This is a genomic window from Thalassolituus sp. UBA2590, from assembly GCF_002339775.1.
Classification (GTDB): Bacteria; Pseudomonadota; Gammaproteobacteria; order Pseudomonadales; family Oceanobacteraceae; genus Thalassolituus.
Map to the genome: position 1 here is coordinate 1 of NZ_DDKU01000055.1, position 14,824 is coordinate 14,824.

Consider the following 14,824-nt stretch of genomic DNA (forward strand, 5'->3'; position numbering starts at 1 on the left):
TCAGGTCACGCTGCACACGAATTTTGTCATTACTGCGAGAAAGCTCATCGGCCATCCCTTGTAACTCCGCTTCAGAGGCGCCTCTCGACGGTTTGCTGGTATCAACCTGGCGCTCTTCCTTAACCGAGTATTCTGACGGGCATGGCGTCTGCGAAAACAGGGTCTCACCCGCTGCTGATTTACAGACGTACACCTTACCCGCGTGCACCGGCAGAACAGCCGAAACCACGGCCATACCAACCAGCAGCAAACAACCACGCATATTAAGACTCCTTGTTATCAGAAATGTTGGCGAAAAGACCCGGATTCGCCCTGCGCTTACCTGTGAACTGACTATACTTGAAAGCGGATTATACTTTCTACCACGGAGCAGGCATGCCTCACCCCACTCCCAGCTTCCCCGACGCACCACAGGGAGATCACTGGTTACTACAGAAATACGCATTGGATCAACACGCGATCGTTGCCATCACAGACAAGGAAGGCCGCATTCAATACGTTAATGACCTGTTCTGCGACATAAGCGGCTACGAACGCGAGGAGTTGATAGGCCGCACTCATCACATGGTGAACTCCGGTCATCACAGCAGACAATTTTTCGAAGAAATGTTCGACACACTCGCCGATAACGACATCTGGCGTGGAGAAATCTGCAATCGTCGTAAGACCGGTGAGCTCTACTGGGTAGAAACGACCATTTCTACCCAACGCGATGAAACCGGTGAAATCACGGGTTACGTGGCCCTGCGCACCGATGTCACAGACCAGCACCGCACTCTGGACGCAATGCGCCGTTTGCATGAAATTACTTCTGACCGCCAGGCAACCATAGACACTAAAGCTGAGCGAATCCTTCGTCTGGGCTGTGAGATATTCAACCTGCCGATTGGCATCATCAGTCACATCGTTGATGAACAATATACAGTGCGCTTCACTCTGAACCCTGAAAACGCACTTAAGCCCGGTGATAACTTTCAGCTAGGTAATACCTATTGTTCTGAAACTATCGCAGGTTGTCATGCGGTCGCGCACCACCATGTAGGCGATAGCGAAACCCAGCATCACCCTGCTTACGCCAATTTTGGTCTTGAGTCGTATCTCGCCGCCCCCCTGTTTCTCAAAGATAAGCTGTACGGCACAATTAATTTCTCGGGCCCGGAGCCGCGATCACGCGCTTTCAGCACCGGCGAGATTGAGCTGATTCAATTATTTGCGAAGTGGATGGGCGACGAGCTTGCTCGCGAAGAAACCGATAATGAACTGGAGCGGGATCGTCTGTTACTGGATGCCGTCAGTAAGCAAGCTCGTATTGGTGGCTGGGAACTCGACCTTACTACGGAAAATCTCTACTGGACTCCAGTCACCCGCCTTATTCACGAGGTAGACGATGATTTCATCCCGACTGTCGATAACGGCATCGACTTTTACGATGGCGATGAAGCGAAAGAGCGCCTGCGCGAAGCAATCGCAAGCGCCGTTGAAAAAGGTAAGAGCTGGGACCTGGAATTACCACTGAAAACAGCGAAAGGTCGAAGAATCTGGGCCCGCGCACTGGGTACTCCCGTTATGGTAGACGGTATTTGTACCCGACTGTTTGGGTCCTTTCAGGACATCACTGAAGAACGGGAACAGGAAACCGAGAAACGCGAGGAGGCTCAGCGTAATCAACTGATGATTGAATCGACGGCCGTTGGCTTCTGGGACTGGAACGTCAAAACCGGAGAAACCTCTTTCAGTGAACGCTGGGCCAACATTATTGGGTACACTCTCGATGAGCTTTCACCGGTCTCAATCGACACCTGGCTGGAAGCTTGCCACCCGGATGACCTTGAACGGTCAGGTGAACTTCTGACGCAGCACTGGGAAGGCAAACTGGATCGCTATGAATGCGAAGCCCGGATGAGACACAAAGACGGTCACTGGATCTGGGTTCATGACACCGGACGTGTCGTTGAATGGGACGATGAGGGTCAGCCTCTGCGCATGATCGGCACGCACCTCGACATCACCGAAAACAAACTCGCACAGACCGAGATCAACATCAGTCACCAGAGAATCCAGCTGGCGACTGAGTCTGCGGGCATCTGTATCTGGGAGCACAACCTGATCACCGGCGAGATGGCCTGGGACGCAGGTATGCGCGAGCTGTACGGCATCGCTCCTGAGGTCACACCTCCCAGCATTAAAGAGTGGGAGTCCTTCATTCACCCAGATGACCACGACTGGGTAGTGACCCGACTCAAAGACGCCATCGAGCATACGAAGCCATTCGATTATGAGTTCAGAATCGTTCGTGCCGACGGGAAAGAGCGTCATGTTCGAACCGCCGCTGTGATACTGTCCGATGACCATACCCAGGGATCCCGGGTCGTTGGCATGACCAGCGATGTGACTCAGCAGAAAGAGAATGAACTTGCTTTGTTAGCTGCGAAGCGGGAAGCAGAAAGTGCCGCACGAACGAAAAGTGACTTCCTTGCGACCATGAGCCATGAAATCCGCACGCCTATGAACGGCGTGTTGGGAATGCTCAACCTGCTGAAAGACACGCCACTCACAGACGATCAGCTAAACCGGATACGTATTGCGCAAAACAGTGCGCAGTCTCTGCTTGCACTGATTAACGACATACTCGACTTCTCGAAAATCGAAGCAAATAAGCTTGAACTTGAATCCATCGAGTTCGAACTCAACAGCGTACTGACAGCTGCAACAGAGTCGCTTGCCAGCCAGGCAGAGACAAAAGCCGTCGAACTTCTGGTCGACACCTCCCGGCTACACACCAATACCGTTGTCGGAGACCCCGGCCGGGTTCGCCAGATACTTGTTAACCTGTTAAGCAATGCGATTAAGTTCACCAATGAAGGAGAAGTAACTGTATCGCTCGAGCAAATACTAATCGATGACAAGTGGCAACTATCGATCACGGTGAAAGATACCGGCATCGGTATTCATGAAACCAAACGGGTGAACCTTTTCAATGCGTTTAACCAGGTCGATTCTTCAACGACGCGAGAGTTTGGTGGTAGCGGCCTTGGCTTGGCCATCGTGAAAAACCTGTGCGAACGGATGAATGGTTCGGTTTCAGTAGAAAGTACCCCAACGGTGGGCAGCGCATTTACCGCCACGATCCAGCTCGATATTGCCCCAGGTGCTACCCCGCTTCCCGGCCTCAATGGCACTCGTGTACTGGCTATTATTAATAACCCGAAATCGCGTGAGATTACCCGGAAGAACCTGGAAGCACTGGGAGCCAGAGTCGATGCCGTCGGCTCAACGGCCGACGCATCAGAAATATTGATAGGCGACCCAGACAGCGTCGACCTTCTCATTTTGAGCAGCAATATTCCCGGTGAAGACTGGAGAGACAGTTCTGAAGCATTAGCTCAGCTACCAGCCATGGATACAGCACTCAGAGTTTTGATGGTACCGGTAAGCTTCCGCCAGTCAGAACGGGTTCTCGAGTCCGGCAGACTCCATGGCCATGTACTAAAGCCGTTGAACGTACTCAATCTCGTCGAATACTTCCATACACGCAAAGAGTTCGATCATACCGGCAATGCGGACGTTACGAACAAGAAACCCACCTTTCGGGACAAACGAGTGCTGCTTGTCGAAGACAACCGCGTAAATCAACTTGTCGCAGAAGAAATGCTCACCGCTTTGGGTATTAAAGTAGTGGTCACTGAAAATGGTGAAGAGGCTATTCAGAAAATCAGCTCAGAAGAAACTCCGTTCGACCTCATTCTTATGGACTGCCAGATGCCTGTAATGGATGGCTATCAGGCAACGCGGGCTCTACGACACGGACGCGCTGGCGACCAACACCAGAGTACCCCTGTCATCGCCATGACAGCACACGCCATGACTGGCGACAAAGAGCGCTGCCTTGCGTCTGGTATGAATGACTATCTGGCAAAGCCAGTAGACCCGGGTTTACTGACCTCCATGCTCGAACGGTGGTTACTGGCAGATGACGGGAGTCAGGATGCTTCCGTGAGCGACAGAGCCGTCGTCATTAAAAGTCAGCCACAAACCGGCGGAAAAATCTGGGACCGCCAGCAAGCTCTGAAGCGTGTGGTAGGAAACGAGAAATTACTCAACCAACTGATCGACATGTTCCGCAGCGAGCAGCCTGTACGCCTTTCTGAGATGACGCAGCTCCTTGATGGAGGGCGCTTTGAGGCGCTCAGAGAGGTAGCCCATAACCTCAAAGGAGTCGCAGGTAACCTCGGGCTGGTCGCCATACAAAAAGTCGCCTCAAAGTTGGATCAGGATATACGCACCGGTAACACTGAAACAGCAGAGATGCTGCTCGATGAGCTGCATGAAGAAACAGCACGACTGACCGAATTGTTAGAAACGAGTAACGAAGCCGAAGCGCATACACCACTTGTTGGCCTGAGAGAACGACTGGTTGCAATAAATCACGCATTGGAACAAAACGACTACATTAGTCAGAAGAGTCTTGAATTCATGCTTAAACCCCTTGGGAATGCGTATTACGAGGCAGAATTGGGGCAGCTTGCGCACGAGATCACAGCATTTGAAAACGCAAAAGCTCAGTCTAGGATTAAGTCACTGCTTCAGCAGATAACCGAGAGCTATAAAAATGCCCAATGAAATTCCGTTATCCACTGTTCTGATCGTTGACGACTCGCCGTCGAATATCCGCGTTATGGCCGCGGTACTTCAGGAGCGTTATCGTGTAAAAACAGCGACGAGCGGACAACAGTGTCTTGATATGGCACTCCGGCACAAGCCAGACCTGATTCTTCTTGATATCGAAATGCCCGGCATCTCGGGATACGAAACCTGCCGCGAACTCAAAGACATGAGCGAAACCCGGGACATCCCCGTCATTTTCGTTACCGGCCGGGACAATATCGAGGACGAAGAGCTGGGCCTGCGAATTGGTGCGGTCGATTACATCACCAAACCCATTCGTCCGGTGATTTTGTCAGCCCGCGTTGATACTCACGTTACACTGAAGCGCCAGCAGGATCGTCTGTTGCAGCTGGCTATGCACGATCAACTCACCGGCCTGTACAACCGCCACTACATGCTGGAAATGGTCGACCAGCGAATTGCGCGTGCGCGTCGTCATAACACACCATTGACCACGCTGATTATCGACCTTGATCACTTCAAAAAGATCAATGACACCCATGGACACATTGCCGGTGATCAGATTCTCGAGCAGGTATCAGAGCTCCTCCAACGCCAGTGCCGCACCGAAGATACCGTCGCACGCTTTGGAGGCGAAGAGTTTATCGTACTGATGGAACCCTGCTCGCTGAATCAGGCACACTACAAAGCCGAGGTAATGCGCCACCAGATATCCGAGCTCATGCCCTCATCGATCCCCGTCACAGTAAGTATTGGCGCGGCTGAACTGTCGGATCATGATGAGAATTTCAACGATCTTCTCAAGCGAGCCGATGATGCCCTGTACCGGGCAAAAGAAAACGGCCGCAACTGTACTGAACTGGCTCACCCGGAAGACATAGTGACAGCCTCCAAAGCGCCCCACTAATCAGGTACAATCGCCGCCCTGAGATAATTACCCCGGCGGCGAAGGTACACACCATGACAGACCAACCCTCAAATCCAAGTGTCGGTGAAGGCGATGCAATTCCAGGCAGCGGCAAAGTAGGATTCGTGTCTTTAGGCTGCCCCAAAGCACTGGTGGACTCCGAACGCATCCTGACCCAACTCAAGCTTGACGGCTACGACGTTGTAAACCAGTACAACAATGCCGATGTTGTGGTCGTAAATACCTGTGGCTTTATCGACGACGCCAAGCAGGAATCCCTTGATGCCATCAATGAAGCCATGAACGAAAATGGTCGTGTGATTGTGACTGGCTGTATGGGTAAAGGTGCTGATGCTGAGCTGATCAAAGAGAAGAACCCCGGTGTACTCGCAGTGACAGGCCCCCAAGCCTATGAAGAGGTCATGACTGCCGTTCATGAATGGTCACCAAAACAAACCGAACATAATCCGTTTACAGACCTGGTCCCACCTCAGGGAGTAAAGCTGACGCCGCGCCACTACTCTTACCTGAAGATCTCTGAAGGCTGTAACCACAGCTGCACCTTCTGCATTATCCCGGATATGCGTGGGAAACATGTCAGTCGTCCTATCGGCGACGTACTGGAAGAAGCAAAACGACTGGTCAATGCAGGCACCAAAGAACTGCTCGTGATCTCTCAGGACACCTCCGCGTACGGTGTCGACCTGAAGTACCGCACGGGCTTCTGGGATGGCAAGCCGGTAAAAACCAAGATGCTCGACCTCTGTGAAGAGCTCGGCAAGATGGGAGTTTGGGTACGCCTGCATTATGTTTACCCTTACCCGCACGTAGACGACGTGATTCCGCTGATGGCGGACGGAAACATACTTCCGTATCTGGATATCCCGTTCCAGCACGCAAGTCCGCGTATTCTGAAACTGATGAAACGCCCTGCGCACGCCGAAAACACACTGGCGCGTATCAAGAAGTGGCGCGAAATCTGCCCGGAGCTTGTGCTGCGCTCTACCTTCGTTGTCGGCTTCCCCGGTGAAACCGAAGAAGACTTCCAGATGCTCCTCGACTGGCTCGAAGAAGCAGAACTCGATCGTGTTGGTTGTTTCAAGTACAGCCCCGTCGAGGGCGCGAAAGCGAACGACCTGCCTGACCATGTGCCAGAAGACATTCAGCAGGAGCGTCATGACCGCTTTATGGAAAAAGCGCAGGAAATCAGCACGCGTAAGCTGGCCCGAAGAGTCGGTACCCGCATGACTGTGCTTATTGATGAAGTCGATGACGAAGGTGCGATTGGCCGCTCAATCGCCGACGCGCCCAACATCGACGGCATGGTTTACCTGAACGAGTTCTTCGATTGCCAGCCGGGGGATTTCCTTGAGGTTGATATCGAGCATTCCGACGAATATGACCTGTGGGGAACCCCGGTTAACGGTTGATACCCTCCGGGGTCGCCGTTAGCCAGACAAGCTGGCTATCGGCGGTCACCCCGCCAACATTGTATCCAGATCCACCTGCGACGGCATAAACCAGTATGAACCGGTCAATGCGTCACTGAAATCCATCATGGCATCTGTGATTCCGTCGTCCTTACCCAGCATGCTATCGATCACGCTCACAAAGCGATCCATGTCGCAGGCAAACGCGAGGAAATAAAGCCCCTTGTCCTCTCCACCACCGTAAGGCGTACCACGGCGATACATTTTCATCGGTACGTCGTCGACGTCAATGTCAGTGCGCCCGACATGCGATTCAGGCGGCAGCGCCGTTCCTTCGAGTTCGATATTCGTCTCTTTGGTGCGGCCAATAACGTTTTCCTGGGCATTTACACTGAGGCTCAGGAACTCCTGTAATTTGTGGGTCCATTTCTGGCCCAAAACAAACGAACCTCCTTCTCCCGGCTGCCCTTCGGGGATAAGCGCTGCGGCTCGCTTTTTCTCTGCCGTTCCGGGGTTTCCGGTACCGTCAACGAAGCCAGTAAGAATTCGTGCATCACGGGTTTTGTACCCATCCAGATCGAGCTCCAGATCTGCGACGTCGGACAGAGCCTCGGTAACCTGAACTACGGCATTCATTACGTCACCACGATCTTCGCCAACAACCCAGATGAACATATCTCTCTGAGAAGCAGGCATCACATGACCTTTAGCAGAATACTGAGCTGTAAAATCATGAAGACCTTCGGGAGACCAGCCTGGGCCTAAGCGCTGCCATGAGGCCTGATTGAATGCGACCATGATACGCGCACCATCAACAGGCTTTAGTGCCCGAGAAAGAGCTTGGCGCAAATCGGCATCAGCTGCCGAGCGAAATTGATATTCCAGATACTGACTACTGCGACCCGGCTCTTCAAACAGGCCGGCCTGATGTGGGTTCATTCTCACTGCTCCGGTTGTCAACGCCCTCTGTATGTTCAGAGGTTTTATTTATTCTAGCGCCAGACAACCGATAGTTCAGCCGTTATTTAATTCAAAACCTTTCACCCATTCTACGAATCGCTGAGAAGCCATAGAGCGGCCAAACAAGAAGCCCTGACCACAGCCACAGCCCATCTGGCGAAGGGTATTTAGCTGATTTTCATTCTCAATACCTTCGGCCGTCACGTTCATGCCGAGAACGCCGCAAAGCGCAAAGATAGCTTTGCAGATCTCAATGTCACTTTCACTGTTGGGCAAATCCATAACGAAGCTTCGATCGATTTTTACGCGATCGAAAGGCAAGGATTTCAGACGGCTTAATGATGAATACCCTGTACCAAAATCGTCGATAGCAAGGCGAATACCAAGTGCACGGAGTTGATCAAGCTGCTGCTTGGCGTGTTTATTATTCTGAATTGCCGTCTCGGTAACTTCTAATTCGATTCTATCCGCTGGCACGTCATGTTCTTTAAGCAGGTAACTGATAATTGAAGGAAAGTTTTTATCCGATAGCTGACGAGCAGAAACATTGACCGATACAACAAGCTCCGTAAGGCCTTGCAGCCGCCATTGATGCAGCTGCCTGAAGCTCTCAGTTAATACCTTTTTACCTAACTCAAGTATCACATTACTCTGCTCGGCAATGGGGACAAACCGCTCTGGAGGAATCACCCCAAGATCATGGCTATACCAACGGCACAGGGCTTCGGCCCCATAGACCCGCCCATTAACGACATCGACCAGCGGCTGAAACTCAACACAGATTTCGTTGCTGTTCAGCGCACCTTTGATATTGCGTTCGATGCGGTTTCGCTCAACCGAAACCATTGCCAGCTCAAAATCATAAAACTTAAAGCAACTCTTTCCCGCGCTCTTAGCATGCATAAGGGCAGTGTCCGCTGCGGTAATCACATCTTCGTGGGTGATCAACTCTCCCCCTGAAATGGCAACACCGATACTGGCGGAGACTTCGACGACCTCACGGGATAATGTGATGGGTGCAGCTACCGCCCGAAGCAGTTTATTCGCCATCACACGCAGCCCTTCATGGTCGCTGAAATGCGGTGCCACGATAACGAATTCGTCTCCACCAACGCGAGTAACGGTGTCGTCTTCTCTTACTGAGCTGACAAATCGCTCGGCAATAATCTGCAATAACCGGTCTCCTTCAGCATGTCCCAAGGTATCATTAACGAGTTTAAACCCGTCAAGGTCGATATAAAGAACAGCCACTGGTTCTGCTGATTTTCGCTGCGCGTGCAGACATTCGCTCAACGTGCGTTCAAGATGAACGCGATTTCCGACCCCGGTCAGAGAATCAAGAAAAGCCATTCTTTGCAGGTTTTTTTCAGCCCGACGGAGTTCACCAATATCTGAAATGGTGAACACATAATTGGTAACGATACCGTCATCATCAAAAACACCCGAGATGTGTTCCCAAGCTGGGAAGCGTTCACCAGATCTGGTATTGCAGGCTACCTCGCCACTCCAGAAATGATTGCCTTGCTCAAGGAGCCTGGGTGAAAAGTGGTCTTTATGACGACGCGCATGAAGAAACTCATCGGGATCGCGCCCCTTGACCTCATCAATAGTGAATCCGGTTATCGTTTCCAATGCTGGGTTAGCGGATATCACTTTTCGCTGTGAGTCAGTTATCAGAATAGCTTCAGAAATAGATTCAAAGACGACTCTGGCCTGGCGAAGCTCCTCCCGCTCGCGCGCCTCTTTCTCAACATCGCGAGCAATACCAACGACCTTACGTTGGTCTTCTTTATCTGTTACGACAGCCGCAAATAAATCGACACTGTGATAGTCGTCAATATCCTTGTAAAACAGACGAACCTGTTGTGAAAGCTGACCCGTGCTGTTCAGGGAAGAAACAAGCAAGTCTCTGTCATCGGGATGTACGCGACTGATAATATCGTCAATCGTGCTTGCGAAATTCGTCGTTTCTGGTTGCTCAGCCGCCGCCAGACAACGTCTGTCTTCTGGCTCCCACTCCCAAGCGGACATATTGGCGGCTTCAAGTGCCAGCTTCAGTTTCATGTCACTCTTTTTTATCTCATCATCAACCTCATGTTTTGCCAGTGCCACCTGAATGGATGCGTCGATCTCACGCGCATCATAAGGCTTTATCAGATAGCCATAAGGAGTCGACTGCCCAGCTTCACGAATTACCGATCTGTCCGAGTATGCGCTCAGGAAAATAACAGGAATATCCAATTCTTTTGAAATCAGTTGGGCGGCTTCTGTACCCATCATGGCTGTTTTCAAATGAATATCCATAAGAACCAGGTCAGGCTTCAACCGGCGTGCAAACTCAATTGACTCCTCCCCAGAAGCAACACTACCAACCACCAGATAACCCAGTTTTTCCAGTGTCATCTTCAGGTCCAGCGCAGTGATCCGCTCATCTTCCGTGATCAGAATCTTTTCGCCACTCATTCCTCTGTCTCCTGCTTGCGAAAGCGTATTTCATAGCGAGTTCCTTGATTTCTTATCAACACTATTTCTCCGTCCAGCTGCTCGACTAATCCGGGAATGAGCTGGAATCCAAGCGAAGTTGTTTCGCCGAGTTCCACCCCTTCCTCGACTCCCTTTCCGTTGTCCTCAACGACCACAATATTCATATCACCATCTTGTGACATTGAAATACGTATCTCACCGACATCCTGATCAGTAAATGCATGTTTTATGGAGTTTGTTACGAGCTCATTAAGCAATAAACCGAAAGGCAGTGCCTGATCCATCGTCAGAAAGACTTCCCGTTCGGGAGGTACAAGGACGGTTTTGATATTCTGACTGCTGGTCATCGTATGACTGCGCGTAATAAGCGTAACTAACTCGCTGCTGTATTTTGCAGCGCCAATACTCTCGTACGTTTTATGCTCGTAAAGCTGCTGGTGCATCAGAGCCATTGCCTTCACACGCCCCTGGCTTTCAAGAAATGCGTCCACCAGCTCCTCGGGAACACTGCGCGCCTGAAGGCTCAATAAACTTGAAACCACCTGAAGATTATTTTTTACCCGGTGATGAACTTCGTTAAGGAGAGACGTCTTTTCTTTCAAAGCTTTGATAAGACTCGCCTGGATCTGCTTCTGAATCGAAATATCGACCACTGTTGCAAGAACCCGAGTCCCTTCAGGGAACTGCAAAGGCGTCAGTGCAACTTCTACCGGAAATTCAGAACCGTCGCGTCGGCATGCCATTAATTCACGCATAGCTGCCATGGCACGTGGGACTGGACTTTCCTGGTAACGTGAGCGCTTCTTTCGATGCTTATCACGGAGGTGTGCAGGGATAAGATCTTCGATTGAGCAGGAGTAAAGTTCGGATAGCGAATAACCAAACATGCTGGCCATGCTGGGGTTGGCGAGCATAATCTCGCCGTAGTCATTAATCATTACCAGGCCATCTGCAGTAGAGTCAAACACACGGCGGAAGCGTTTTTCACTGAGTGATAACTCAGCTTCACGACTTTTTCGTTCAGATACGTCGTTTGCCGAGGCGACGAGGTGAGTGACTTCGCCATCCGCGCCAAGCAGCGGCGAAACCATAAAATCGATAGTAATGCGGGTATCACCCACCGTACGGATAGGCACATCATAACGAACAGTCTCACCCGCACCTGCACGGATAACAGCTGAGCGCAGTTGCATCTGAATTTTTGGTGAGTAATTCCACCAGATACAGTCCCAGAAGCGCTTGCCGATGACATCGGCGAGATCAATGCCCGCAGCCTCTAACGGTGCTCGGTTAGCATCGATAAGGAGGCCGTCTGGAGAGAGAATACTGACAAAGGTAAACAGGCTGTCGAGAATACGTCGCTGAAGCTCGTGAGCTTCTTCCCGAGTGCGTTTGAGTTCATACTCGAGCGTCCGGTTAACCGCCATAACCAGAATTCCAGCAACCTGACCCGGCGAAGAAAAAATCGGAAGATACGATGCTTCCCAAAAAGAGTCCTGCCCGACTACGCTGGGCGTCTCACCGGCAATCTCCAGGTTCCGTGCAGGCTCACCGGTTTCGATAACTTCTTTCAGGATGGGAGTAATCAGCGGACCTAACTTGGGCAAAACCTCCGAGACGGTTCTGCCAACGTGTTCCTCAGCAGAAACACCGTTAAACCTCGCCAAAAGGGCATTCAGCTCCACATACCGTAGCCCGGTATCAAGTATCGCAATCCCCATATCCTCGGAGCTCAGTACGGCGTCGAACGCCCCGGACTTCAGCCCCGTCAAATCCCTCTGTTCCGTTACCGCCATTGCCTGCTCCCGCGCTTCTCGCGCCGCATAGCCCCTGTAACATCAGGTTAGTCTAATTTTGTTATTATTGAAGGTTAATGGCCTTAATGACCAATTTAACCTCCGGTCAGACATTACCAGCCAGACTTTTGTTCCTGGAAGTGAAAATTAATCTCTTTTGCTAAAACTGACTGTTCACGCTGAATAGCTTGGCCCGGACTGCCCGTCGGTAGTCAGATGGCGCCACGCCCTGCCAACGACGAAAGATGCGCCCGAAATGACTGGCATCACTGAATCCGCACATCTGAGCGATCTCTGCTATTGAGAGGTCACTGTTTTTAAGCCACTCCTTACCAAAACGACACTTGAGATGAAGCAGATACTGCCCCGGGGACTCGCCGGTCACCTTTTTGAAGCGCCGACTCAGCTGCCTAGGGCTTAATCCGGCAATCTCAGAAACCCGGTCCATCGACAGAGGTTCCTGCCAGTGCTGGTGCAACCAACTCTGTGCGAGTGCGATGGCTTCATCAGCGTGCTGTGGGGCTCCTTCAGTAAACACTCTTTTATCGAAGGACATACGGGCTTCGGGAGAGAATTGCCGTTCAACGTAGGCGGCGGTTTCGTTGGTAAACAATGTACCGATCAGGTGAATCATCAGATCCGCGCCCGAGTTGATACTGGCAGCACAATAAATACGCCCTGCCTGTGTTAGTAAATGATCTCGCTGCAGACGAACGTCCGGGAAGTCATGAGCAAATGCATCCAGTGCATGCCAATGCGTAGTCGCTGCCTGACCATTAAGCAGCCCCGCCTTGGCCAGAAGCCAGGCCCCCGTGCCGATACTCATCACGGCCGCCCCCTCGGAATAACGCTGCCTGAGCCATTCACAGACAGGTTCTGATGGATCTAACTTTCGTAATGGATTACGCCACATAGCAGGCACGATCACCAGGTCGGTCTTACCTACATCCGCCAACTGCGTTCCGCTAACGATATTTAGCCCGCCTATTGGCTGACAACCCACTGCTGCGGACACTGATTCGACATTCAGGCTCAATCGCGAACGGCTTTTGGTGCGATGGTAGCTCACCGCGGCATGGAGCATTTCAAGCGGCATTGCCAGGCTGGACAAGAGCATCTGATCGAGCTGCAGAACGCTGACATGAAAGTCAGATCGATTTAGCAAGAATACCTCCGAATAAGACGTTTGTGTCTTTTATATACCACTATACGTCTTTTTTATTCTATTCCGAAGAACTGAAACCGGAGCACACTCGGGCGAACGCCCACAACCTAGCTTGATTATATGCCGGAGGCCACTGTGTCTGATTCAACTTACTCTCCTGAAATCACCGATGTAGTGATTGCCGCATTCGGCGGTATCAACGCCGCTGGGCGTGCTTCCGGCCATCAGGCATATCGACGGATCATTTACGATGCACTCTCCCCTGTTCAGCAAGCTGAACTGCAGAATGAGTTGGCCAACCTGACTGACCAACCTCCTCACGAGGTTCTCAATAACTCGCTTGTCCGGGCCTGGGACAAAGACTGCCCTGACCTACGTGGCTGGAATCCGGACGCCATGATCTTCAACGAGATTCAGGAGCAAGATGAAGTTCAAGCGAAAGAATCGAACATAGATAACGGTATAACTTCGACAGATAAAACCACACCCAGCAAACTCTATCGAGAGACCTACAAACGCTGCGATGTGCAAAGCGCAGGTCAGATCCCGACCGGATTTGACGTCGCCAGCCTCTACAACTCGAAACATCACCCTCGCGGCTTACAACTAGCGCTCTACGCTGCCGCCGACGCACTCGGCAACCTGGGTATGAGTGCCAATGACATTAAAGAGCACCTCTGCCCTGATGATATTGCCGTCTATATGGGCTCGACGGCGGGTCAGCTTGATATGCAGGGGTTCGGCGGCATGTTGTCCGCCCCCTTAATGGGCCAGCGCAACACCTCCCGCCAGTTACCAATGGGCATATCCACCATGCCCGCCGACTTTATCAACGCTTACCTGCTTGGTAACGCTGGGGCCACCGGAAGCAACAACGGCGCCTGTGCCAGTTTCCTCTACAACCTGCGGATGGCACTTGATGATATCCGCAGTGGTCGCCGTAAGCTTGTCCTCACAGGTAACAGCGAAGCGCCGCTCATCCCGGGCATTGTTGAAGGCTTTAATGCCATGGGAGCACTCGCTACCGAAGAGCGCCTGCAAAAACTTGAAGGTCTGAGCAACAATCAACAACCTGAATTTCGCCGTGCTTCCAGACCCTTCGCTCAGAACGTTGGCTTCACCCTGGCAGAGTCGGCTCAGTGTTTCGTGCTTACCAGTCGGGATACCGCGCTTGAGCTTGGGCTGAATATACTCGGGAGTATTGGCGACGTATTTATCCACGCAGATGGCTATAAGCGCTCCATCTCGGCACCGGGCATTGGCAACTACATCACCATGGGAAAAGCCATGGCCAGCGCAAAACGCACCCTGAGTAAAACCGCTCTGGGAGACGATGCCCTACAGAAGAGCTTTGTGCAGGCTCACGGCAGCAGCACTCCACAAAATCGTACTACCGAATCAGACATGTTTAACCGGCTTGCCAAAGAATTCGGCATCAGCAAGTGGCCTGTATGCG

9 protein-coding genes are annotated in these 14,824 nt (G+C 51.7%); 4 read left to right on the forward strand and 5 right to left on the reverse strand.

What is annotated here, in order from left to right; genetic code table 11:
- Nucleotides 1-262, reverse strand: a 262-nt coding sequence (locus B2067_RS04990) for a DUF4124 domain-containing protein (RefSeq protein WP_301387655.1), incomplete at its 3' end; no start/stop codon positions are given.
- 113 nt (nt 263-375) lie between these two features.
- Here B2067_RS04990 and B2067_RS04995 point away from each other — a divergent pair.
- Genes B2067_RS04995 through rimO form a run of 3 tightly spaced genes read left to right on the forward strand, consistent with a single transcriptional unit; the run spans nt 376 to nt 6,963 of the window.
- Nucleotides 376-4,620, forward strand: a complete 4,245-nt coding sequence (locus B2067_RS04995) for a PAS domain-containing protein (protein ID WP_301387656.1) — start codon at nt 376-378, stop codon at nt 4,618-4,620.
- On the forward strand, nt 4,610-5,533 hold the full coding sequence (locus B2067_RS05000; RefSeq protein ID WP_297533752.1) for a diguanylate cyclase: 924 nt from the start codon (nt 4,610-4,612) through the stop codon (nt 5,531-5,533). The genes B2067_RS04995 and B2067_RS05000 overlap by 11 nt, the downstream gene beginning before the upstream one ends.
- 53 nt (nt 5,534-5,586) lie before the next feature.
- Nucleotides 5,587-6,963: a 30S ribosomal protein S12 methylthiotransferase RimO gene (rimO, locus tag B2067_RS05005; protein WP_301387657.1), complete on the forward strand. Its 1,377-nt coding sequence runs from the start codon at nt 5,587-5,589 to the stop codon at nt 6,961-6,963.
- A 45-nt stretch (nt 6,964-7,008) separates the two neighbouring features.
- On the opposite strand, the gene B2067_RS05010 is transcribed toward rimO, so the two are convergent.
- From B2067_RS05010 to B2067_RS05025, 4 genes are all read right to left on the reverse strand, one after another.
- Nucleotides 7,009-7,902 (reverse strand): Dyp-type peroxidase, encoded by an 894-nt coding sequence (locus B2067_RS05010; RefSeq protein ID WP_301387659.1) that lies wholly within the window; start codon nt 7,900-7,902, stop codon nt 7,009-7,011.
- Between the two features lie 75 nt (nt 7,903-7,977).
- Nucleotides 7,978-10,386, reverse strand: coding sequence for a two-component system response regulator (locus B2067_RS05015; RefSeq protein ID WP_301387660.1), 2,409 nt, complete (start codon nt 10,384-10,386; stop codon nt 7,978-7,980).
- Complete coding sequence (locus tag B2067_RS05020; protein WP_301387661.1) at nt 10,383-12,203, reverse strand: PAS domain-containing protein; 1,821 nt, start codon at nt 12,201-12,203, stop codon at nt 10,383-10,385. Before B2067_RS05020 ends, B2067_RS05015 begins: the two co-directional genes overlap by 4 nt.
- A gap of 160 nt (nt 12,204-12,363) precedes the next feature.
- The gene (locus tag B2067_RS05025) at nt 12,364-13,368 is read right to left on the reverse strand and encodes a GlxA family transcriptional regulator (protein ID WP_301387662.1); all 1,005 of its coding nucleotides are present in this window, start codon (nt 13,366-13,368) and stop codon (nt 12,364-12,366) included.
- 135 nt (nt 13,369-13,503) lie between these two features.
- Here B2067_RS05025 and B2067_RS05030 point away from each other — a divergent pair.
- A partial coding sequence (locus B2067_RS05030; protein WP_301387663.1) for a beta-ketoacyl synthase occupies nt 13,504-14,824 on the forward strand: 1,321 nt, incomplete at its 3' end.

Excerpts from the sequence above, each read along its gene's own strand:
- rimO (WP_301387657.1), top strand. The coding sequence starts at position 5,587 with ATGACAGACCAACCCTCAAATCCAAGTGTCGGTGAAGGCGATGCAATT.
- B2067_RS05010 (WP_301387659.1), bottom strand. The coding sequence starts at position 7,902 with ATGAACCCACATCAGGCCGGCCTGTTTGAAGAGCCGGGTCGCAGTAGT.
- B2067_RS04995 (WP_301387656.1), top strand. The coding sequence starts at position 376 with ATGCCTCACCCCACTCCCAGCTTCCCCGACGCACCACAGGGAGATCAC.
- B2067_RS05015 (WP_301387660.1), bottom strand. The coding sequence starts at position 10,386 with ATGAGTGGCGAAAAGATTCTGATCACGGAAGATGAGCGGATCACTGCG.
- B2067_RS05000 (WP_297533752.1), top strand. The coding sequence starts at position 4,610 with ATGCCCAATGAAATTCCGTTATCCACTGTTCTGATCGTTGACGACTCG.
- B2067_RS05020 (WP_301387661.1), bottom strand. The coding sequence starts at position 12,203 with ATGGCGGTAACGGAACAGAGGGATTTGACGGGGCTGAAGTCCGGGGCG.